We start from the raw sequence: 21,046 nt of genomic DNA, 5'->3' as shown, positions 1-21,046 counted from the left end.
GGCTAACAGAAGTCGGTTTTACGGCTGAGGCAAGGCGCGCCGACGGTAGCCGTCATACGGTAAATCGGCGCGCGGCGCCGCGGGAGTTTTGTCAGCCGCGCTTAGCCTTGCAGGAAGGACTTGGCGGTTTCCGTGCAGCTGCTGATGGTGCTGCTGAGCACCTTGACCAGATTGTCGAACAGCGAGTTGGCGTTGCTGTATTTCTGGGTCAGCGTCTGCAAGGTGTTCTTCAGGTTTTCCTCCTGCGCCTTGAAGCCGGACTGCCAGGACTGGAATTTGGCATTGTCCATTTCCACCTTCTGCCCTTGCGACGGCACCTTGTTGCCCGCCAGCCCTTCCAGCGCCTTCATCATTTTATCCACTGGACCGGTGTCGATGACCACCACATAGCCGTCGCCTTTTTTTTGCACACAGCTTTCCGGCAGACCCAGCTCCTTGGCCCATTTTTTCGCCTCGGCCTCGGTCGTGGTGCCGCTGGTGGGGAACAACGCCGTGTTCTCGTATTTCTCCTTCAATGTCTTCAGCTCGGCATACAGATCGCCCACATTCAACGTGACTTTGTCGCCCTTGTCGTTGGATGAGATCCAGCCGGCCATCTTGGCCAAGATGTCGCTGAACTCCTGGTAGAACTCGATGTATTTGCCCACCACGTTCTCATACACGCCCAGATAGCCGTTCTTGATGTTGCCGATGGAGTCGCTGATCAATTTCCACAGCTCGCGGTCGGAGATCACACCGCCGGAGGCGTCCCGGGCCGCGTTCAGCATCGGCGCGGCAAACTCCCGCGCCGTCGGCGAAATGTCGGCGACTTCCTTCTCGATACCGTCGAGCAGCTGCTGCTTTTGCTGCGGCGTCATCACATAGCCGCTTTCTCCCACGCTCTTCAGCGCGCCAACGAACTGTTGGGTTGCCAGGGTCTGCATGTCGCGGGCCTCGTCCAAGGCCCGCGTCAGCGCGCCGCGCTGGAATGCCACGCGCTCGGCCGGCGGCTGCTCGCCGCCGGAAATCGCAGCCTGCCAGCGCTGGTCCGCCAGCTTGCTTTCATAGGTGGTCTGTCCTTCGATGACGCGACGGACGGTTTCGTTGACCTGACGCAGCGCGTCAGCCTTGTTCTGAGCGGTATTGAGCGCGGACAGCTCCGGTCCTTGCGGCGCGGCGGCGCGGATTTCGGCAGCGACGCCGCCGACATCGGCGCGCGGCGCGGCGGCCGGGGTTTCCGTCATTTGCGGCCGCGTCAGCGGCAAGGAGGATGTGGTTTGAATGCCGTTCATGGGAATTCCCCTGCATGGCCAGCGCCGAGGCAGGCGCCAAGGCGCTGGCGGGATGAATGGTGTGGAAGGCCGGCCCGGCCGGGTTGGCCGGGCCGGCGGACGGAGCCTGGGATGGCTCCGCCCGGTTCCGGGCTAGCGGATCAGGCGCGAATATTGCCGGCTACCGCGCCCATGGCCGCGTTCTTGGATTGGCTGATGCTGTCCAAGGTGCGCAGCAGCTCCTGGATGAAGCTGTCGGACTTGCGGCTGCTCTCGCGGGTTTCCTCGGAGGCGGTATTGGCCACGCGGCTGGAAGCCTGGCTGATCTGCTGCTCGGACTGCTCCAGCGTGGCCGCGTAGCGGCCGGAGCCGCCGGCGATATTGCTGGCCGCGGACGAGCTGTCCATGATGGCCCGGCCGGTGGTTTTCTTGGCCTCGGCCTTGAGCTTGGTGTCGTCCATGGCCAGTTGTTCCGCCTGTCCCTTCACCGACAAGTTCTCGCCGGCGCCGCCCAGCGCGGTTTCATGCTCCTTGGACAAACGCTGGTTGCTGGACTGCAGGCCGATCTTGTCGCCGGCCATGCCGTCGGCCACGCTGCCGGCGGCGTTGGACTGCGGGTTCAACTCGCCCGCGCCCGGCTTGGCCGCTCCCGGCTGCTGCGGCTTCAGACCCACCTGCTTCAGGCCGTCGGCGTCGGTGCCCAGCTTGACGGTGTTCTGGCGGCCCAGCGCGGACTGGATATTGCGGCCCTCATCTCCCAGCTTGGCCAGCTTGGGCGCGTTGTTCTTCAGCGCGCCGCGTTCAGCGCTCAAGCCGCTCAGGTTCTTCTTGGCGCCGACGCCGGTGATGGCCATCTGGCCCACGCCCTGGGCGATGCTGCTGGACAGGTTGGCCACGCCCTCGCGCACCATGGAAGCGGCGGTGGCTTTGGTGGCGTCGAAGCCTACCAGCGACAGCTTGCTGCTCAGCGTGTTGTCGGCGGTGCGCAGCGCCGACATCAAGACAATGGCGGCCACCATCAGCGCCGCGCCGTTGGGCGCCATGCCGCTGATGTCGAAGGGCTTGCCCTGCTCGGCCTGCTCCTTGACCTTGTCGTCCACCAGCTTGCTGACGCCGGACTCGACCTTCTGATACACCGCGCCCAGATCCTGGACGAAAGCCGGGTCCTGGGCTTTTTCGCTCAAATAGCTCTTCAGCGCGTCGGTCACCTGCTTGCTCACTTCGGCGGACGGCGGGCGCAGTTGCGGCCCGCTCATCGCCTCGGCCAGCGCCTTGCCGTCGCGGCCGGCGCTGTTCAGGATGGGCAGGATGTCCTTGATGTCCACCAAGGACTTGGCGACAGGGGATTTTTCAGCCGCGCCGGATTCAAGCGCCGCCGGAAACGGATTGTGGGTGGAAACACTGCCGATAATAGTTGCCATAATATTCTCTCCTAACTCAAGCGTGACTCTGACGCAGCACGAAACGACCGGCTTCGGCGTTCTGCTGCAACGCGGAAGACATCATCGTGGTCAGGTCTTGGGTAACTTTCTGGGTGCTGGCGAAGACTTCCACCGCCTGCTTCAGCCATTGTTCGATCTGCTCCATCGCGGCGCGCGCCAGGGTGAAGTCGGCCAGCATATCGCTGGCGTTCTTCATGAACACGCCCTGCGCCACATTGCCGCCGGCCTGAGAGGTGGCTTGCGCCACTTCCCCGCCCACCACCACGCGGTTGAGGGTGTTGGCCATCAGTTGCTTGGAGGCGGCGTCGGTGCGCAGGCCCAGGCTGTTGGCCAGGCGCTGGAAGCCCTGGGTCAACATCTTGCTGCCGTTCTTGGCCAGTTCCTTCAGCACATTGGGCACCATCTTCTTGATGGCGTCGCCCATCAGCTTGCTGAGCGCGCCGCCCAGCTTGCTGGCGGCGCCCTTGCCCACCACGGCCACCACCACCATCACCGCGACCATGGCCACCGCGGCCAGCACCGCGCCGATGATGGAGCCGGCCAGCTCGGCGGTCTTCTTGTCCACCCCCATGCTTTCCAGCGCCTTGGTAATGGCTTTGCCTATCAGGTCCATCAAGGGTTTGAGCACCTTGTCCATCAAGGGCTTCAACGCCTCTTCCATGAAAGACACCCCGGTGGTGGCCTTGACCACCTCGTCCGCCACCATCAGCGCGACGCCCACCGCGGCCAGCGCCAGGCTGGCGCCGCCGGTGAATGCTGCGGCCACGACGCTGATCACCGTCAGCACCGCGCCTAGAATCTTGCCAATGCACCCCATGGTGCGATTGAGTTCTTCCGCCTTGCGCACTTCTTCCTGGTACTCGGCGGATTTTTTGTCCATTTCCTTCTGGCGGCCTTCCTGCATGGCCTGGAACAATGCCAGATCGCTTTTCAGGCTTTCTTCGCTGTTCTTGCCCACCATCTCGACGAACATCGCCATCAGCATGGTCAGCTTGGCTACATTGGACAGGTTGTCCTCGCCGGTTTTGCGCGCGACATCGCCGCCCACATTGGCGCCTTGCACCTTGCCGGCCAGATCATCGGCGATCTTGCCCTTTTCCACCGCCACCACGCGGGCCTTTTCCGCCACCTCGGACGCCTTGTCAGCTTTCTGCTTGGCTTGCGCGGCTTCGCCGGAAGCTTGCTGGCTGGCGGCCTGAGCGTCGGCGTAGCCCGGATCGTCCGGCGACATGCCGTTCAACTTGGCCAGGGCCGCGTCGGCTTTCTTCTGGGCTGCATCCGCGGCCTGTTTGGCGCTGTCGTAGTTGCCCACGGCGTCTTTCAACGCCTCGGTGGCTTCGCTCGCCGCCTTGAACGCGTCCTGGAACTCTTTGGACAGTTTCTCGCCCATCGCCACTTGCGCTTCCATCATCGCGCGCCAGGTGGCGATGCGGCTTTCCAGCTGCGACAGCGAAACATTGCCCAGCAAGGACATCAACTGCCCCAGCAGCAGCGTCAGCTTGCCCGCGCCGTCCAGCTCTTCCTTGGCCTTGGCCGTGGGCTGGGTCAGCGGCGGCGTGTTCAAGTCGCTGCGCGGCTTGGCGGCGCCGGCGTCGTCGCTGACGCGCATCGTGAACAGCGCTTGCGCCGACTTCTGCGCGGCGTCGACGAATTTCTCGCTCGCCTGGGTGTTGCCCGATAGCGCTTTCGCCAGCTTGGCACTGTCAAGATTGAAGCTTTGACCGATAGTGTTACCGCTCATGCTTGCTCCTTTTCCTGCTGACGGGATTGCTCGGCCTCCGTCTCCTGCAAACTGTCCAGATACACTTGGGCCTTGGCGCGCAGCGACTCGTCGTCGCTTTGTTCGCACACCAGCTCGAAACACTGCCTGGCCTTGGCCGCCTTGCGCATGAACAGCTGGCACTGGCCGGTGAAGAACACCGGCCGGTAGTCGTTCTTGCTCAGGGCGAAGGCCACCGCGTACAGATCGGCGGCCTTCTGGAACTGTTTCTTGAGCTGGCACACGGCGGCCAGCCCCATGATGTAGTCGGGGTTGTAGAAGTCGTAGATGCATAGGAAGCGGAAGAAGGTTTCCGCCTCGTCGAGCCTTCCCTTGTTGTAAAAATCGTAAGCGTGGGCGTACAGGCCTTCCATCATGTCCGGCGGTATGCCGTGCACGTCTTTCAGGGTGGCGCCTGCGCTTACGGCTTCCCAGACCATCTCTGCCAGGCGGTCGTCGCTGACACTGTCTTCAGGGTTCATCAAACATCTCCTAGTCGCTGTCACCAACCCGGCAGAGCTGGCTAGAGACGACGGTTGTCTTGGGGGTGAGGTGACCGTCGTCGCTGTCATTTAACAGCGGCCGGCGGGGGGAAACATTCAGGAATCGCTCATGGCGACGGCGCACCGGAAATCCGGGCTTGCGCAACACGGCCCTGCCGGCTTTGAAGCCGCCGCCGCGCGGGGGAGGATTGGCGTTGCCGGACCTTCCCGGCGGGCGGGAAGGCTCTTGGGCCGCGTCTATGCGCTCAGCCTCCCTGGTCGTTTTGTTTATCCACAGAGGCTGGCTTGGCGGCGGATTTATCCACAGCAGGCCCGGCGACGCTTCCGTCCTTCCCCTGCTCCGCCGCCGGTGGCGTCGATGGCGCCGGCTCCGACGCCTCCGCTCCGGCGTTTTCCACCTGCTCCAGCCACATCAACAAACGCAGCACTTCCTCCACCTCGTCCAGGCTGACCAGGGAATAGCGGCGATGGCTGGCGAAGATGCGCCGCGCCAGCGGAATGTCGCGCACCACCGGCACGCCCACTTTTTCGGCGTAGGCACGCACCGCCAGCGCGCGCTGATTGGTCTCCATCACCGAGATGAAGGGAATGGGCAGCAACTCGGGCTTGAAGTAGATGCCGACGGCGATATGGGTGGGGTTGGCCACAATCAGACGCGAGTTCTCGATGTCGGACTTCACCTGCTCGGACAGGATCTCCATATGCGCCTCGCGGCGGCGCGACTTGATCTCCGGATTGCCCTCCTGCTCCTTCATCTCGCGCTTGACCTCCTGCTTGTCCATCTTCATGTCCTTCATGAACAGGAAGTACTCGGCGATCGCGTCCAGCACCAGCACCGCCACGATGCAGCCCAGGCAGGTCAGCACCAGCGCCAGCAGCAGTTCGCGCCAGATCGCCGCCATGCCCATCGGGTCGCCGTTGAGCTGGGCGAACAGCAGCGCCTTGTGCTTGTGCCACAGCACCAGCACCGCCACCACGAAGCTGGCCAGGTAGAGCAAGGCCTTCACCGCCTCCTTCACCGTGCGCAGGCTGAACAGCTTCTTGAAGCCGTTGACCGGGTTCAGCGCTTCCAGATTGAGCTTCAAGGCCTCGCTGGCCAGCACGAAGCCGCTTTGCAGCAGGGAGGGCAGCGCGGAGGCGACGATGCACAGCAGGAAGATGGGCAGCAGCAGCTTGATGCCCAGCCAAACCACGGCCTGGGCGTAGCCCTGCATGTCCTGCTGGAAGCCGCCGGCGATCACCTGGCGGAAAGCGCCCATCAGCTCCACCAGCGAGCCGAAGGACACCAGATAGGCGACGCCGCACAAGGTCAGGCAGGCCACCACCAGGTCGCGGCTCTTGAAGGACTGGCCTTTCTTGGCCGCGTCCTGCAGGCGTTTGCGCGTCGGTTGTTCGGTCTTGTTCGACATCTCAAGGCACCGGCGCGCTCAGCCAGCCGGGCAGCGACTGCGGCGGGAAGGCCAGCCGCATCACCGTGTCCGGCAAAATCGGGCCGAAATACATCAGCATGATCAGCAGCGCCGCCGCGCTCTTCACCGTCAGCGACACCGCGAAGGCGTTCATCTGCGGCGCGAAGCGCGACAGCAGCCCCAGCACCACCTCGGACAGCAGCAAGGCCGCCACCACCGGGCTGGCCAACACCACCGCCTTGCTGATCACCTGATTGAGCAGGCTCAGCGTCGGCTGCAGCGCCGGCGTGCACGCGCCCAGCGGGTCGCACAACTGATAGCTCTGGCGGAACAGATCCAGCATCAGATTCATGCCGCCGCCTTGCAGATAGACCGCGGCGGCGAACAGATTGAACATATTGGCCAGTTCCGAGGTGTCCACGCCGTTGGCCGGGTCTATGCTGCTGCTCAGCGTCGCGCCGCGCTGGTTGTCTATGATGCTGCCCAGCGCGTGGAACACCCAGAACGGCCAGGCCAGCAGACAACCCAGCAGCAGGCCCACCGCCGCCTCGCGCGCGATCAGCGCGAGAAAGGGCAGCGCCTGGAAGGCGGGCAGCGCCTCCACCGGATGCGGCCACAAGCCCAGCGCCACCAGCATGGTGGCCGAGGTGCGCACCACGCCGCTGAGCACATTGCTGTTCAGGAAGGGCAGGATGAAGAACACCGGCGCCACGCGGGCGAAACCGAGCGCGGCCGAGGCCACCCAGCCGTGGATTTCGAAGAACAGGCCGAACTGCATCCGCCTCAGCCCCTGGCCAGCGCCATGCGCATCACCTCCCGGCCGAAGCCGAGCAGGGTTTCGCCGTACCAGCCGGACAGCAGGAACAGACACAGGCTGACGCCGAACAGCTTGATGCCGAAGGGCAGCGTCTGTTCCTGCAACTGGGTCACGGTCTGGAACAGGCCCACCAGCAGGCCGATGGCGGTGGCGACGATGATGGGCCAGGCCGACATCAACAACACCAGGTACAGCGCCTTGTTGCCGGCGAACACCAGATCATTCATAGCAAAACTCCAAAATTGAGGCGGGCGGCATAGGCAGCAAAACCGAGCGCAGCGACCGAGGCAAGGCGCGCCGACGCAGGCAGTACCCGTCGTACGACAAGGAGGCGCAACGCAGCATCGGCGGTTTTTCATTCATACAATCACCAGGTCTAGGTAATGGGCGGCAAAACCGCGCGCAGCGGCCAAGGCAAGGCGCGCCGACGCAGACAGTGCATCTAGCACGGCAAGGAGGCGCAACGCAGCATTGGCGGTTTTGCCGCCCATTACGTCGCCAGGTCCAGGTACTGCAACACCAGTCCCTTGGACAACAAAGTCCAGCCGTCCAGCGCCACGAACAACACCAGCTTGATCGGCACCGAAATCGTCACCGGGCTCATCATCATCATCCCCAGCGCCAGCAGGATGCTGGAGATCACCAAGTCCACCACCACGAAGGGCAGGTAGAGGTAGAAGCCGATCTTGAACGCGCTCTTGATCTCGCTGAGCGCGTAGGCCGGCAACAAGGCGAAGATGGACGGCTGTTCGTCCTCGGCCGCATTGCCGGTTTCGCGCTCGGTGCGCTGCGCCTGGGCCTTTTCGAAGAAGCTCACCAGCTCCGGGTCGGAATACTTCTGCAAATAGCCGCGATAACCGTCCAGGCCGTTCTCGACGAAATTGCTCACCGACTCCACGCTGTTGAAGCTGACCTGCTCTTCCTGGTAATGGCTGTAAGCCTGCTGCGCGATCGGCAGCATCACGAACATCGACAGCATCAGCGCGATGCCGTTGAGCGTCATATTGGACGGCACCTGCTGCAGGCCCAACGCGTTGCGCACCATCACGAACACGATGGAGAACTTGATGAAGCAAGTGCCGGAGGCGATCAGGAAAGGCAGCAGCGTGGCGAAGGCCAGCAGCGCGATCAGCGAAATATCATTCGACATCGGCGGCTCCGCCCAGCCACTCCGTCACTTCCACTCCCAGATGGCCGGCCAGCTGCACCAGTTCGCCGCGTCCCAGCAAGGCGCCGTTGGCGCGCACTTCCACCCGCCGCTCGACGTCGGCCGGCAGGTTCAACAGCCGGCCCCGGCACAAGTCCTGCAGCTCCGCCAGCGTCATCCGGCCGCGATGCAGCACGAACTCCAGCTCCACCGGCAGCTGTCCCATATCGCGCGCCGGCGCTTCCTGCTCGGCCTCCTGTTGCGATTCATCCCATTCCATGACGATTCCTTCCTCATACGTTTGATAAGTGCCCAATGCGCGGTCGTGGCAGCGCACCGCCGCCTTAGGCTCGCGGATCAGCAGCACGTCGCCGCGCGCGACGCCGCGCAGCAGGCCCAGGCTCACGCGGCTGTCGCCGACGACGAAGCGCAGCGGCCAACTCAACAGCGGCGCCGGGTCCGGCGCGTCTCCGGCCTCGAACTCCGGCGCGCGTTCCAGCCACAGCGGCCCCTCGGCGCACATCACCCGCAGCAGCGGCTGGCGCGGCAAGGCGTCGCCCGGCCCCGCTTCGCCCAGGCTCAAGCGCTGGTAGGCCAGCTCCGGCATCGGCGGCGTCAGCGGTCGTTCCGCCGCCGCCAGCCATTGCGCCGCCTGCGACTCCACTCCGGCGGACAGCGCCAGCCGCGCCAGCTCGGGCGCGGCGCTCTCCAGCCAGGCGCGCGGCTGCAACCAGCCCTGCCAGCGCTGTTCCGCGTCGGCCACCGACAGCCACAGGCCGCCGCGCGGCGGCGTTTCCAGCGTCGCGTCCCAACCCTGGCGCCGCCAGGCCTCGGCGGCGCGCCGCAAAGCGCGCTCGCGCGCGTCTATCTGTCTGAGCGCCAGCATCAGGCGTCCTCCTCCTCATCCCGCTGCGGCTGCTGCCGGTCCTGCTCGCGGCCGTCGTCGCGGGCCATCTGCCATTGCTGCGGATTGCCGGACTGCCATTGCTCGCCCAGGCGCTGCTGCACCAGGCTGTCCGACGGTTGCAGGCTGAGCACGCCGCCGGGCTGGCTTTGCACATTGACCGCGTGTTCGCCGCCCCAGCGCTGGAAGCGATACGTCAGCCCCGGCTGGGCCGGTTCCGGCGCGCTGGGCGCGGACGGCGCCGCTTGAGCCGCGGTCGAGGCCGGGTCCTGGCGCGGTCGCGCCGGCGGCGCGGTTTCGCGCGGCGGCGTCGGCTGCGCCGATGGCTGGGCCGGCGGCGGCGCGATGGCCGCGGCGGCGGCCGGCGCGGCCTCGGTCTTGCGCGCCTCGCCGCCTTCGCGCGCGGCGGGCGGCGTCGGCGCGGAAACCGATGCGGCGGCTTCGGCTTTCGGCGCGCCCCGTCCATGCGACACCGGCGCGTCGGCGCCGGTCGACGACGCCGCGGCGGCCGGAAGCGGGGCCTCGCCCTTGGCCGGCGCGTGCTCGATCTTGTGCGGCGCAGCCGGCGCCGGCGACGCGGAGCGGGCCTTGGCCGGAACGTCGGCATCCGAAGCCAGGCCGGCCGCGTGCGCGGCCGCCAAGGCCGCCGCGGCGGCGTGCGGGTCTTGCGGCCGGACGGCGGTCTTGCCTCGCGCGGCGGCGTCCGGCCGTTCGCCGTCGCCCAAGGGCGTCTGGCCGCGCTTGCCCGGCGCGGACAAGGCGGCGTCCGCCGCGTGGCGGCCGCCGGCGTTCAGGCGCGCGGCGTTCCAGTGCGGCGGCAGCGGCGGCTGCCACAGCGCCCCCGCCGGCAGGCGGGAGCGATCCCGCTCGCGCTCGCCGTCGCGCTCCGGATCGGCGGCGTCCTGACGCTGTCTCTGGGCTTCGCGGGCAAAGGCCTCGGCGGCGCCGTCGGCGTCGGCCGCGGCTCCCGGCCGGGTGTCCGCGCTCGGCGCGGGAATGGGCGTCATCGCTTCCATATCGTCCTCTCTTCCTGCTCGGCCTCGTCCAGCCGCAAACGCCGCATCCGTTCCTGGCGGCGCTGCAGCTTGGCCCAGCGTTGATACTTGTCTTCCTTGCGCAGCCATTGCCGGCGCAAAGCCTGTTGTTCCTCGCGCCGGCCGGCCAGGCCTTGGCGCTGTTCTTGCAACTGCCCGCTTTGCAGGTCCAGGTTTTGCAACTGGCGGCGCAGCACCGCCTGCTTGCGCTGCAGCGCGAACAGCTGGCCGCGGCTCATCGCCCCGGCCGGCCGCTGCGCCAGCAGCAATTGGCGCAGGCCCTGCCCCTGCGAGGCCAGCGCCTGTTGTTCCGCCGCCAGCGCGCCGTCCTGGCGCGCCAGCTGAGCCAGCTCCGCCTCGCAGCGCGATTGCGCCGCCTGGCAGCGGCGCAGCAGCGCGCCCAGCTTAGGCAACAAGCTCATGCAGGCTGCGCAGGGTGTCGTCGAACCCCGCGCCCTCGTCCATCGACTGGCGCAGCCAGCGCCGCAGCGCGTCGCGCGCGTGCATCGCGCGGTCGTTGTCGGCGTTCTCGCCGGGGCGGTATTCGCCCAGGTCGATGAAAACTTGCAGCTCCTCCAGCCGCGCCATCAAGGCGCGCAACGCCGAGGCCGCCTGCAAATGGCCGCCGTCGCAAACCTGGCCTGCCACGCGGCTGGCGCTCTTGAGCACGTCGATGGCCGGGTAATGGCCCTGGCCGGCCAGCTTGTGGCTCAGGTAGATGTGGCCGTCCAGAATGGAGCGGATCTCGTCCGCCATCGGGTCCGGCTCGTCGTCGCTTTCCAGCAGCACGGTGTAAAAGGCGGTGATGCTGCCGCCGCGGGTGGCGCCGGGGCGCTCCAGCAGCCGCGGCAGGCTGTCGAACACCGAGGCCGGGTAGCCGCGCCGCGCCGGCGGCTCGCCGGCGGCCAGCGCCACGTCGCGCAGCGCGCGGGCGTAACGGGTCATGGAGTCGACGAAGAGCACCACTTTCTTGCCCTGGTCGCGGAAGTACTCGGCCACCGTGGTGGCCAGCAGCGCCGCGTTGCAGCGGTCCACCGAGGAAAAGTCCGAGGTGGCGAACACCAGCGCGCAGCGCTCGCGCTTGGGCGAGACGCGCAGCGATTCGGCGAACTCGGTCACTTCGCGGCCGCGCTCGCCGATCAGGCCGATGACGAAGACGTCGGCGTCGCTCTGCTCGATCAGCATGTGCATCAGCATGGTCTTGCCGCAGCCGGCGGAGGCGAAGATGCCGACGCGCTGGCCTACGCCGCAGGTCAGCAGGCCGTCGATGGCGCGCACGCCGGTGGCCAGCGGCTCGCGTATGCCCACGCGTCGCGAGTACGGCGGCGGGTCGGCGTCGATGCCGCGCTCCTCGCCGCCGACGCCGGCCTCGGGCGCGAAGCGCTCGACGATGCGGCCGGTGGGGTCCAGCACCGCGCCCAGCGCCGACTCGCCTATCCAGGCGGCCAAGGCGCGGCCGGTGGGCTGCAGCACCGCCTCGCGCGACAGGCCGCGCGCGTTGCCGATCAGGCTGAGCACCGCGCGCGGGCCCTGGAAGCCCACCACCTGGGCGCGGGCCACCACCTCGCGGTCCTGCCAGCTGCGGCGGATGTCGCACAGCTCGCCTATCGCCACCTCGGGCAGCGCGGCCTCCAGAATGGGGCCGGACAGGCGTTGCGGATACGCCAGCCGGCGCAGCAGGCGCGGCGCCTTCATCGCAGCAACGACTCGCTGAAGCGCTCCAGCGCGTCGAAGAAGCCGTTCAGCGCCTCGGAGAAGCGCTTGCCGTCGGTCAGATAGTCCGGGTGCGCCATCGCCTTCAGCTCCAGATAGCCGTCATTGGCGGCCAGTTGCAGCTGGCCGCCGCGAGCGAAGTGGCAGCCCTGCATCAGGTCCTGCAGCAGTTGGGCCGCGCGCTGGGCCAGCACCGCCTCGTTGTGCTCGGCCAGCCGCGCCCACAGCCACACCTCGCCGTCCTGGGCGCTGACGTGGATGCTGGGCAGGTCGTGCAGGTCCAGCGCGATGGTGGAATGGCTGTCCAGCTCGCCCAGCAGGGCGGGATCGCAGCCGCTCTCTTCCAGCGCGGAGCGGACCAGTTGGGCGATATCCATGGCGAACATAGGCGGAATCCTTTTTTAGATGGTTTTGATCACGTTCACCGACACGCTGTCGGCGATTTCACCGAAGGACACCACTTCCAGATCGCGGAAGCGGGTTTCGACCAGTTTCTTGATGAAGCGCCGCACGTCCACCGAGGCCAGCAGCACCAGGTCCTTGTGCGCGATGCCCATGCCGTCCAGGCCGAGCGCGAACAGGTCCATCAGCTCGTCCGAAGCCGCCGGCTCCAGGTTGAGGAAGGCGCCGGCCGAGGTCTGGCGTATGCCCTTGCGCACCATGTCCTCCACCTCGGCGGACATCATCACCGCGCGCAGTTCGCCGCCGCTGGCGAACTTGTGGCAGATGTAGCGCGCCAGCGCGCCGCGCACGTGCTCCACCAGATTGATCACGTCCTTCTCGCGCGGCGCCCACAGCGCCAGCGCCTCCATGATCAGCTTCATATTGCGCACCGAGATGCGTTCGGCCAGCAGCCGCTGCAGCACTTCGGCGATGCGCTGCACCGTGGCGTGGCGCAGCACTTCCTTGAGCAGGTCCGGGTATTTGGCTTCCAGCTGATCCAGCATGTGCTTGGTTTCCTGGACGCCGAAGTATTCGTTGACGTGGCGCGCCAGCAGCGCGGCCAGACATAGATAGAGCTCGTCCAACGCCGGACGCAGCTGGTAGCCCAGCTTGGCCAGCTTGTCGCCGTCGGCCGGGCGCACCCAGGCGCACTGGCTGGCGCCCTGGGCGCTGAACACCGGCTGCACCCCGAGCGCGGCGGCCTCGTCCGAGTAATTGACCACCCGCAGCAAGTCGAAATGCAGCTCGAACTCGTCGGCGCGGATCTCGTTGATCAGCACCGCCACCCGGTTGTCCGGCAGGCCTTCGCCGTCGCGCAGCAGCATGTCCGGCAAACGCACGCCGTAGTCGATGAAGAACTGGCTGCGCAGCCGCTCGGCCAATTGCGCCTGCTCCAGCGCGGCGCGGCGCGCCTTGGGCACCAGCAGGATCAGCGGCACGGTCTCCGCCGCCACCTTGTCCAGATTGCCGATCAGGCCCAGCGAGCTGTCCTTGCCGCCGGCCGGCGTCGCGCCGGCCGCCGCGCCCGACGCCGGCGCCTGAGCCGCGCCCGACGCGCCTTTCCGCGCCACGCGGCGCTTGTAATAGAACAGGCCGCCCAAGGCCGCGGCCAGGATCAGGAACACGATCAGCGGGAAGCCGGGCAGCATGCCCACCGCCAGCGCCAGCACCGCGGTCACCACCAGCACGAACGGGTTGCCCAGCAACTGGCTCATGATGTTGCGGCCCATATTGTCGCTGTCGCCGTTGACGCGGGTGACGATGAAGCCGGCGCTGATGGCGATCAGCAGCGCGGGAATCTGCGCCACCAGGCCGTCGCCGATGGTGAGCATGGTGTAGGTGGACAGCGCGGTGGACAGGTCCATGCCGTGCTGGGTCATGCCCACGGCGATGCCGCCGATGAAGTTGACGAAGATGATGATGATGCCGGCGATGGCGTCGCCCTTGATGAACTTCATCGCGCCGTCGAAGGAGCCGTAAAGCTGGCTCTCGCGCTCCAGCACGCTGCGGCGCTCGCGCGCGCCGTCGGCGTCGACGATGCCGGCCTTGAGGTCGGCGTCTATGCTCATCTGCTTGCCGGGCATGCCGTCCAGCGAAAAGCGCGCCGCCACCTCGGCCACCCGTTCCGAGCCTTTGGTGATGACGATGAACTGCACCACGGTGACGATGGAGAACACCACGAAGCCCACCGCCAGGCTGTCGCCGATCACGAACTGGCCGAAGGTGTTGATGATCTCGCCGGCGTCGGCCTCGATCAGGATCAGGCGGCTGGTGCTGATGGACAGCGCCAGCCGGAACAGCGTGGTGATCAGCAGCACCGAGGGGAAGGTGGAGAAGCTGAGGATGCGGTCGATGTAGAACGAGCCCATGAACACCAGCACCGCCAGCACGATGTTGAGGCCGATCAGGAAGTCCACCAGATAGGTGGGCAGCGGGATGATCAGCATCGCGATGATCATCACCATCAACAGCAGGATCAGCAATTCCGGCCGCGAGCGCGCGCCGTTGAGCAGGGAATTAAACACCGTTAGTCATCCAAAGCGATTCGATATTGGCGACGGGCCGCGGCCCGCCGGGAAAAACAGCCAGGCAAGACGGGACATGTCCCCCGCCTTGCCTGGCGGCTCTCGTTTTACTCCGCGCCGCCGCCCTCGGCCTCGCGCCGGCGTTCGGCCAGCTCGTGGCGGTAGGCGATGGCGGCCAGCCGGCGGAATTCCTCCTGCAAGGCGTCCAGCCAGCGTTCGTCGACGAACAGCTGCGGCGGCAGCGCCTTGCAGGCCTGGTACAGCGCCTGCAGCAAGGTGGAATGCTCGCTGTGGCGGCTGAGCAGCGCGGTGTCGCCCACCGTTTCCGCCAGCAGGCCGTCCAGCTGCTGCGGCTGCTGCAGCAGCGACAGCAAAAACAACAGCCAGTCCGCCTCGTGGGGGTTGAAGGCGCACACCTGCGGATTGCCCAGCATGCGGCCGACGAAGAGCGCGTCGGCCGAGCGCAGCAGCTTGAGCTGGCTCAGCCGGCCCAGCAGGTTGCCGAACTCCAGCCGCGAGCAGCTGGCGTCCAGAGAGTCGATGTCGGCCAGCAGCGCGCCCTCGATGAAATCCAGCACCACCGCGCGGCGCTGATAGCCGTAGCTGCCCACCCAGTCGGCGTAAATCTCCGCTTCCGCCGCCTCGCTCTCCAGAAACTGGCGGTAGCTGGCGCGCAGCAGACCGGGGCTCAACGACAGCGCCTTGCCGAACAGCCGCGCCTTCAGCGCGCAGTTGATGCCGGCCTTCAGCGGCTTGGGCTCGGCCTGGTCCTCCACCTGCTTGAGCAGGGCCTGCAGACGCTTGCGCACCACCTCGTCCAGCTGGCGGCGACGCAGCAGCTCGCGCAGCACCAGCACCAGATCGCTGTCGTCCGGGAACAAGGAACGCGCCTGGCGCAGCAATTCCTCGGCGCTGACGCCGTGAGACTTGGCCACGTGCAGGATTTGCTGCGCCTTGGGCTGCGCCTCCTCGTCCAGCACTCGTTCGAAGCTGTCGGCCAGATGGCCCAGCTTCTTGTCGTAATCGCGGCGGTTGCGGAACTGGGTCAGCGCCGCCGACATTTCATCGGTGGACTGGGCGAAGCGCTGCACCTCGGCCGCCGGACTGGCGTCCTCCACCTGCTGCGCCTCCGCCTGCCGGGCCTCGCCCTGGCGCTGGGCGTCGCGCTGGGCGTCCAGCTTGCCTTGGTGCTTGGGCGAGCGCACGCCGAAGACCGGCGGCGGACGTCCGCTAATGTCCACGCTTCGCGTCCTTGGCCGCGCCGTCGGCGCGCTGTTCGCGGTCCAGATAGTTGCGCACCCATTGCTGCAGCGGATCGCTGTCGATGCCGCCCTGCTTGGCCACCTCCGCCGACAGGTCGCTGGCGTCCGGCGTCAGCGGGTCGTCGATCTCGCGCGGCTGAATCAGGAACACGCGCACGGTATTGCTCTGGTTCTGGCTGCGGTAGCGGAACAGGCCGCCCACCAGGGGCAGGCTGCCCAACAACGGCACCTTGTTGTACTGTTCGATATTGGCGTCGCGGGTGTAGCCGCCTATCAACAGGCTCTTGCCCTGCGGCACCCGCGCCACGGTGCTGATGCGGGTGCGGCCCACCTCGGGCAGCGCGTCCTGCGGGTCCTTGTCGTAATCCGGGCTCTTGGCCTCGCGGCCGTCCTCGATGTTCAGCGACATCTCGATCTGGCCGTCGGCGGAGAAGCGCGGCAACACGCTGACCAGGGTGCCGTAGGTCACGTGCTGCAGGCTGGAATTGCGCTCGCCCACCAGCTTGGCGTAGAAGGTGCGGTTATTGTCGAAGATGGCAGGCACGTTTTCCTGGGTCAGCACCACCGGACGCGACACCACATTGGCCTTGTTCTTCTGCGACAAGGCCATCACCGAGGCGATGAAGCGGGTGCCGTCCAGAGTGCTGATCGAGTTGCTGGGATTCAGCGCCACGCCCAGCTTGTTGCCCACGGTGACGCTGCCGCTCCAGTTGACCCCCAGTTGATCCAGATCGCCCTTGTCCAGGTCTATGATCCACAGCGACAGCTCCACGTGGCGCTTGGCCACGTCCAGCGCCAGCGCCAGGTTCTCGATGAAGCGCACCTGCTCGGTGGTGCCCTTGATCAACAGACTGTTGGTGTCCGGGTAGGCGATCACCTTGATGTCGCCGGCCGCCGCGTCCTGCTTCAGCGCGTCCGGCAGGCTGAGGCCGGCCTGGTAGGCCGGCGCCTTGATCTCGCCGCCGGCGGGGAAGTCCGGCATCGCGGGGATGTCGCTATTGCGCGCCGGCGGCCGCGCCGAATTGACGCCGGCGGTCTGCAAGGGCTTGCCCTCGCCCTGCAACAGCTTCTCTATCACCGTGGCCATGCCGGGGATGACGATCTTCTGGTCGCGCAACTCATAGCTGCGGTCGCTGACGAAGGTGTTGTTGAGCCGCACCACGCCTATCTTCTGCCGGCCCAGCTCAATGCCGTCGCTCTGCTTGTCCATGAAGCCGGCGGCGTTGACCACCAGGTCCACGAAGACCGGCGGCCCGGACACGTAGAAAGTGCCGCTGCGGCTGTCGCCGCGCAGCGGATAACGCTTGTCGTAGAGGCCGGACTTGCGCAGGAAGTCGTTGAAGGCGGAGAGCGACACATTGCGCAGCGACACCACCGCGTTGCGGGTTTCGCTGGCGTCGTAGACGTAAATGGCCTGGCCGTCGTGATACCAGATCAGGCCCAGCTGCTGGGTCATCTTGTCCAACAGCGCCTGCGGGTTGGCCAGGTCGAAATCGCCGCTGATCTGCTTGCGCGCCGCCTGCTTGCTGACGATCACCGGCTTTTTCAGCCGCGAGGAAATCGCGTCGAAGAAAGAACGCAGGCCCTCCTTCTTGGCGATGTAGCCGGCGGAGTCGGCGGCGCGCGCCGGTTCCGGCGCGGCGGCGGCCGGCACGGCCGCGAGCAGCGCCGCGGCCAGCAGCGCGGCGGATAAAAAGCTTCGATTCATTTGGTGGCCAGTTGAATGATGTTGGACAGACCGCGCGGCGACACGCCGATCAGCCCCTTGATTTCGTTGGAAAAATGCGAAGACGAGGCGTAGCCGTGCTTGAGCGCCACCTGGGTCAGGTTTTCCCGCCCTTCCGCCACGTCCAGCAGCGAACGGGCCATGCGCCAGTCGCGCAACTCGGTCTTGGCCGCGTTGCCCAGCGCGTGGCGGCACAAGCGGCGGAAGTGGGAGTAAGACACGCCGTAGCGCTCGCCCAGCGCCTGCAGCTTGTCGCCGCAGGTGGACTGGGCCAGCAGAAAGCGCACCAGCCAATAACTCTCGCTGCGGCGCAGCAGCGCCAGCAGCGCGGCGAAGGCCGGCGACGGCGTCAGCACCTGCAGCAAGAACCAGTATTCGCAGCGCTTGCGGTCCTGCCAGGCGTTCAGATCGGCCAGCGGCAATCGCGCGCAGCGCGCCTCGCTCGCCGGCGCGTCCGCGTCGCGGGCCTCGTCGGTCTTGGCTTCGTCGACGAAAGCCAGCAGCTTGCTCAGCGCCTCCAGCCGGACCGGCTGGAAGGCCAGCGCGCCGGCGACCACGTTCACTTCCACGCGGTCCAGCAACAGCAGGCCCTGCCAATCCGCCGCCAGGGTCAGCGTTTCCGCGCCCTCTTCCCAGCTCAATTCCAGCCGCGCCTCTTCCCGGCGCGGCGGCAGCAGCCAGACGTCCTGGGCCGGCGCGCTGCGCTTGGCGGCGGCCTCCAAAGTCTCCAGCGGGTGCAACACATCGTTATCGGTCATCGGTCAAACGCCCTGCCGGGCTCGTGCTTGGACCGGGAAAGTGTCGCCCAGCGTCGCGGGCGAATCCTGATGCAAATCTGATGGGGATCCGAGTTTTCGCCGCGGCGCGCGCCAGACACAAAGAACAGGCCCGCCGCGGCGGCGCCCGCGCGACACAAGCCTCGACGAGCGCGCAGGCGCGCGCCGCTTGAGCCTGGATCAGCGCCGAGATTATTCCTTTTCCCGCCGCGGGCAACTTTCAACTATCGACCATGGCGCCGGATTTTCGCCATCCGTATGAACGCTCAGCAAAACTACGCGGGCGCGGTCCCGCCGCCGCCGTGCTATAGGCAGAGATAGGCCCAGACATGCCAAATAAATGAAACAAAATCAAAACCGCCTTGCTGCCGATGGAGAAAATGCGATGGCCCAGTTGACCCCTACCCTGCGCCGGGGAGCGGCGTTGCTATTGCTGTTGAGCCTAGCCGGCTGCCGGGACGGCGAGCCCAAACCCGGCACCGTGCTGGACGAGGCCAAGCAGGCCCAACGCACGGTGGAATCCTTCCCCGCCGCCGACGAGGACTACTTCAAGGACATGGACGGCGCGGTGGCGCTGAACGCCGCCGAGGTCAAGGGCCGCAACACCTGGCTGGTGTGGACCGGCGGCAACGACAGGCTGTGGGACAAGCTGGCCACCGTCAGCGTCGGCAACCTGGACCTGCTCAAGACCCTGTCCTCCCATCCCGGCCTCAAGTTCAGCCGCGACAATCGCTGGAACTACCTGGGCCTGGTCAACGAGCCCTGTTTCGACAAGGCCGGCGGCCCGGACGACAAGCGCTTCGGCCTGTGGCTGGACCAGCGCCGCGCCGATTGCCCGAAAGACCCGTTCGAGAACGAGCAGAAATATCCGGGCGTGGCCATAGGCGCGCGCGGCAAGAATCTGCCCGCCGGCTCCTTCTACGGCTACGCCACCGGCGTGGTGGGCCTGCGTCTGTTCCCCAACCCGGCCTTCGACGAAGCCGCCGCCAAGAAATGGGACGCCAAGCGCTATTACGAAGACCCGACGTATTACAACGACAAGGACCTGATCCGCCCCTACCGCGTGGGCATGTCCTGTGCGTTCTGCCACGTAGGCCCCAATCCGGTGAAACCGCCGGCGGACCCGGAACATCCGAAGTGGGAAAACCTCAGTTCCAACGTCGGCGCCCAATATTTCTGGGTGGACCGCATCTTCTCCTGGCAGGCGGACGCCAGCAGCTTCCCCTTCCAGCTGTTCCACACCTCGCGCCCCGGCGCGCTGGACACCTCGCTGATCTCCACCGACTCCATCAACAACCCGCGCACCATGAACGCGGTGTACGGCCTGGGGCCGCGGCTGGACATCGCCAAACGCTGGGGCAAGGAAACCCTGGCCGGCGGCGGGCTCAACAACAAGCAGTTCAACGACTTCGTCAAGGACGGCCCGCTGACCCAGTTCTTCCAGCCGCCCAAGACCGTGTGGACGCCGCGGGTGCTGAAGGACGGCTCCGACTCGGTGGGCGCGCTGGGCGCGCTGAACCGCGTCTATCTGAACATCGGCCTGTTCAGCGAGGAATGGCTGCTGCACTTCAACCCGCTGGTGGGCGGCAAAACCATCACCCCGATCCAGATCGCCGACGCGCGCAAGAACTCGGTGTACTGGCAGTCCACCGAACTGCAAACGGTGGACATGGCGCTGTTCTTCCTGAAAAGCACGGACCCGCACAAGCTGAAGGACGCTCCCGGCGGCGCGCAATACCTGAGCAGCGACGCCGCCCAGCTCAGCCGCGGCAAAGTGGTGTTCGCGGAAAACTGCGCGCGCTGCCACTCCAGCAAGCTGCCGCCCAAGGTGCCGCCGCTGGACCCCAGCGCCGGCTGCGCCGGCCCGGACTACCTGGCCTGCTTCAACAAATACTGGGACTGGACCAAGACCGAGGACTTCAAATCGCAGATGCGCCAGATCGTCCAGGCCGACGACTTCCTGAAGGACAACTACCTGTCCACCGAACTGCGGGTGCCGGTGACCCTGCTGCAGACCAACGCCTGCAGCCCGCTGGCCACCAATGCGCTCAAGGGCAATATCTGGGACAACTTCTCGTCCAAAACCTATAAAGACCTGCCCTCGGTCGGCGAGATCACCGTGCACAACCCGTTCACCGGCGCGCCCTCGCAGTACAAGATGCCGGCCGGCGGCCGCGGCTTCACCCGCCCGGCCTCGCTGATCAGCGTCTGGTCCACCGCGCCCTTCCTGCTCAACAACAGCCTGGGCAAATTCAACCCCAGCCCGTCGGTGGCCGCGCGCATGGAGTCCTTCAACGACTCCATCCAGAAACTGCTGTGGCCTGAAAAGCGCGAGAAGGACAAGGTGCTGGGCGACAAAGTGCCCGGCCTGATCGACCGCACCACCGCGCGCAGCTATCTGCGCGTGCCCACCGGCTACCTGCCGGACGCGCTGCAGGAACTGCAAGGCCCGCTGCAACGCTATCTGCCCTGGCTGTTCGGCAAGGACGGCGTGGAGCTGGGGCCGATCCCGGCCGGCACCCCGGTCAACCTGATCTCCAATCTGCAGGTGACGCTGGACAACCCCTCGCTGGGCGAACGACTCAAGCACGACAAGAAACTGCTGGAGCTGCTGCTGAAGATCAAGCACGACCTCAAGGCGCTGCCGCCGGGCGCCAGCGACGAAGAGGCGCGCAAGGTGTTCGCCAACCTGGCGCAGCCGATGCTGGAGCTGAGCACCTGCCCTGACTTCGTGGTCAACCGCGGCCATTACTTCGGCACCGGCTACCAGACCAAGGAGCCCGGCCTCAGCGACAGCGACAAATACGCGCTGATCGAATTCCTGAAAACCTTCTAA

General features: G+C 66.5%; 18 protein-coding genes. 1 reads left to right on the top strand and 17 read right to left on the bottom strand.

Annotated features, from left to right (window positions below; genetic code table 11):
• Nucleotides 1-101: 101 nt before the first annotated feature.
• The 17 genes from sctA to invF all read right to left on the bottom strand — a co-directional run bounded on the left by sctA (nucleotide 102) and on the right by invF (nucleotide 18,192).
• Complete coding sequence (gene sctA / locus JW897_RS01395; RefSeq protein WP_205464935.1) at nucleotides 102-1,271, bottom strand: type III secretion system needle tip protein SctA; 1,170 nt, start codon at nucleotides 1,269-1,271, stop codon at nucleotides 102-104.
• A 140-nt stretch (nucleotides 1,272-1,411) separates the two neighbouring features.
• Nucleotides 1,412-2,671: an IpaC/SipC family type III secretion system effector gene (locus JW897_RS01390; protein WP_205464934.1), complete on the bottom strand. Its 1,260-nt coding sequence runs from the start codon at nucleotides 2,669-2,671 to the stop codon at nucleotides 1,412-1,414.
• Between the two features lie 16 nt (nucleotides 2,672-2,687).
• The gene (locus tag JW897_RS01385; RefSeq protein ID WP_048413114.1) at nucleotides 2,688-4,433 is read right to left on the bottom strand and encodes a type III secretion system needle tip complex protein; all 1,746 of its coding nucleotides are present in this window, start codon (nucleotides 4,431-4,433) and stop codon (nucleotides 2,688-2,690) included.
• On the bottom strand, nucleotides 4,430-4,933 hold the full coding sequence (gene sicA / locus JW897_RS01380; RefSeq protein WP_019103389.1) for a type III secretion system translocator chaperone SicA: 504 nt from the start codon (nucleotides 4,931-4,933) through the stop codon (nucleotides 4,430-4,432). Before sicA ends, JW897_RS01385 begins: the two co-directional genes overlap by 4 nt.
• A gap of 266 nt (nucleotides 4,934-5,199) precedes the next feature.
• Nucleotides 5,200-6,363, bottom strand: coding sequence for an EscU/YscU/HrcU family type III secretion system export apparatus switch protein (locus JW897_RS01375; protein WP_205464933.1), 1,164 nt, complete (start codon nucleotides 6,361-6,363; stop codon nucleotides 5,200-5,202).
• A gap of 1 nt (nucleotide 6,364) precedes the next feature.
• Nucleotides 6,365-7,141 carry a type III secretion system export apparatus subunit SctT gene (gene sctT / locus JW897_RS01370; RefSeq protein ID WP_205464932.1) on the bottom strand — a complete coding sequence of 259 codons (777 nt, stop codon included), beginning with the start codon at nucleotides 7,139-7,141 and terminating at the stop codon, nucleotides 6,365-6,367.
• 5 nt (nucleotides 7,142-7,146) lie between these two features.
• Nucleotides 7,147-7,407, bottom strand: a complete 261-nt coding sequence (locus JW897_RS01365; protein ID WP_019104573.1) for an EscS/YscS/HrcS family type III secretion system export apparatus protein — start codon at nucleotides 7,405-7,407, stop codon at nucleotides 7,147-7,149.
• Between the two features lie 263 nt (nucleotides 7,408-7,670).
• Nucleotides 7,671-8,330 carry an EscR/YscR/HrcR family type III secretion system export apparatus protein gene (locus JW897_RS01360; RefSeq protein ID WP_043589695.1) on the bottom strand — a complete coding sequence of 220 codons (660 nt, stop codon included), beginning with the start codon at nucleotides 8,328-8,330 and terminating at the stop codon, nucleotides 7,671-7,673.
• A complete protein-coding gene (locus tag JW897_RS01355; protein ID WP_053077243.1) occupies nucleotides 8,320-9,213 on the bottom strand; it encodes a YscQ/HrcQ family type III secretion apparatus protein in 894 nt (297 codons plus the stop codon). The genes JW897_RS01360 and JW897_RS01355 overlap by 11 nt, the downstream gene beginning before the upstream one ends.
• A complete protein-coding gene (locus JW897_RS01350) occupies nucleotides 9,213-10,247 on the bottom strand; it encodes a SpaN/EivJ family type III secretion system needle length determinant (RefSeq protein WP_205464931.1) in 1,035 nt (344 codons plus the stop codon). Before JW897_RS01350 ends, JW897_RS01355 begins: the two co-directional genes overlap by 1 nt.
• Entirely contained in the window at nucleotides 10,235-10,687 is a 453-nt protein-coding gene (locus JW897_RS01345; protein ID WP_205464930.1) for a hypothetical protein, read from the bottom strand. The genes JW897_RS01350 and JW897_RS01345 overlap by 13 nt, the downstream gene beginning before the upstream one ends.
• Nucleotides 10,671-11,960 (bottom strand): type III secretion system ATPase SctN, encoded by a 1,290-nt coding sequence (gene sctN / locus JW897_RS01340; protein WP_205464929.1) that lies wholly within the window; start codon nucleotides 11,958-11,960, stop codon nucleotides 10,671-10,673. Before sctN ends, JW897_RS01345 begins: the two co-directional genes overlap by 17 nt.
• On the bottom strand, nucleotides 11,957-12,364 hold the full coding sequence (gene spaK, locus JW897_RS01335; RefSeq protein ID WP_205464928.1) for an SPI-1 type III secretion system chaperone SpaK: 408 nt from the start codon (nucleotides 12,362-12,364) through the stop codon (nucleotides 11,957-11,959). The genes sctN and spaK overlap by 4 nt, the downstream gene beginning before the upstream one ends.
• A gap of 15 nt (nucleotides 12,365-12,379) precedes the next feature.
• Nucleotides 12,380-14,446: an EscV/YscV/HrcV family type III secretion system export apparatus protein gene (locus JW897_RS01330; protein ID WP_082158774.1), complete on the bottom strand. Its 2,067-nt coding sequence runs from the start codon at nucleotides 14,444-14,446 to the stop codon at nucleotides 12,380-12,382.
• Nucleotides 14,447-14,553: 107 nt separating this feature from the next.
• A complete protein-coding gene (locus JW897_RS01325) occupies nucleotides 14,554-15,687 on the bottom strand; it encodes a YopN/LcrE/InvE/MxiC type III secretion system gatekeeper (RefSeq protein WP_338030542.1) in 1,134 nt (377 codons plus the stop codon).
• Nucleotides 15,677-17,416 carry a type III secretion system outer membrane ring subunit SctC gene (gene sctC / locus JW897_RS01320; protein ID WP_205464927.1) on the bottom strand — a complete coding sequence of 580 codons (1,740 nt, stop codon included), beginning with the start codon at nucleotides 17,414-17,416 and terminating at the stop codon, nucleotides 15,677-15,679. Before sctC ends, JW897_RS01325 begins: the two co-directional genes overlap by 11 nt.
• On the bottom strand, nucleotides 17,413-18,192 hold the full coding sequence (invF, locus tag JW897_RS01315) for an AraC family transcriptional regulator InvF (protein WP_205464926.1): 780 nt from the start codon (nucleotides 18,190-18,192) through the stop codon (nucleotides 17,413-17,415). The genes sctC and invF overlap by 4 nt, the downstream gene beginning before the upstream one ends.
• 403 nt (nucleotides 18,193-18,595) lie before the next feature.
• Between invF and JW897_RS01310 the strand changes: the two genes are divergently transcribed.
• Nucleotides 18,596-21,046, top strand: a complete 2,451-nt coding sequence (locus JW897_RS01310; RefSeq protein WP_205464925.1) for a c-type cytochrome — start codon at nucleotides 18,596-18,598, stop codon at nucleotides 21,044-21,046.

Source organism: Chromobacterium alkanivorans (genome assembly GCF_016937655.1).
Lineage (GTDB): Bacteria > Pseudomonadota > Gammaproteobacteria > Burkholderiales > Chromobacteriaceae > Chromobacterium > Chromobacterium alkanivorans.
This window is presented reverse-complemented; position numbering and strand designations above follow the sequence as displayed.

What these genes read in the sequence shown, in the direction of transcription:
- sctA (WP_205464935.1), bottom strand. Translation starts at nt 1,271, where the DNA reads ATGAACGGCATTCAAACCACATCCTCCTTGCCGCTGACGCGGCCGCAA.
- JW897_RS01390 (WP_205464934.1), bottom strand. Translation starts at nt 2,671, where the DNA reads ATGGCAACTATTATCGGCAGTGTTTCCACCCACAATCCGTTTCCGGCG.
- JW897_RS01385 (WP_048413114.1), bottom strand. Translation starts at nt 4,433, where the DNA reads ATGAGCGGTAACACTATCGGTCAAAGCTTCAATCTTGACAGTGCCAAG.
- sicA (WP_019103389.1), bottom strand. Translation starts at nt 4,933, where the DNA reads ATGAACCCTGAAGACAGTGTCAGCGACGACCGCCTGGCAGAGATGGTC.
- JW897_RS01375 (WP_205464933.1), bottom strand. Translation starts at nt 6,363, where the DNA reads ATGTCGAACAAGACCGAACAACCGACGCGCAAACGCCTGCAGGACGCG.
- sctT (WP_205464932.1), bottom strand. Translation starts at nt 7,141, where the DNA reads ATGCAGTTCGGCCTGTTCTTCGAAATCCACGGCTGGGTGGCCTCGGCC.
- JW897_RS01365 (WP_019104573.1), bottom strand. Translation starts at nt 7,407, where the DNA reads ATGAATGATCTGGTGTTCGCCGGCAACAAGGCGCTGTACCTGGTGTTG.
- JW897_RS01360 (WP_043589695.1), bottom strand. Translation starts at nt 8,330, where the DNA reads ATGTCGAATGATATTTCGCTGATCGCGCTGCTGGCCTTCGCCACGCTG.
- JW897_RS01355 (WP_053077243.1), bottom strand. Translation starts at nt 9,213, where the DNA reads ATGCTGGCGCTCAGACAGATAGACGCGCGCGAGCGCGCTTTGCGGCGC.
- JW897_RS01350 (WP_205464931.1), bottom strand. Translation starts at nt 10,247, where the DNA reads ATGGAAGCGATGACGCCCATTCCCGCGCCGAGCGCGGACACCCGGCCG.
- JW897_RS01345 (WP_205464930.1), bottom strand. Translation starts at nt 10,687, where the DNA reads ATGAGCTTGTTGCCTAAGCTGGGCGCGCTGCTGCGCCGCTGCCAGGCG.
- sctN (WP_205464929.1), bottom strand. Translation starts at nt 11,960, where the DNA reads ATGAAGGCGCCGCGCCTGCTGCGCCGGCTGGCGTATCCGCAACGCCTG.
- spaK (WP_205464928.1), bottom strand. Translation starts at nt 12,364, where the DNA reads ATGTTCGCCATGGATATCGCCCAACTGGTCCGCTCCGCGCTGGAAGAG.
- sctC (WP_205464927.1), bottom strand. Translation starts at nt 17,416, where the DNA reads ATGAATCGAAGCTTTTTATCCGCCGCGCTGCTGGCCGCGGCGCTGCTC.
- invF (WP_205464926.1), bottom strand. Translation starts at nt 18,192, where the DNA reads ATGACCGATAACGATGTGTTGCACCCGCTGGAGACTTTGGAGGCCGCC.
- JW897_RS01310 (WP_205464925.1), top strand. Translation starts at nt 18,596, where the DNA reads ATGGCCCAGTTGACCCCTACCCTGCGCCGGGGAGCGGCGTTGCTATTG.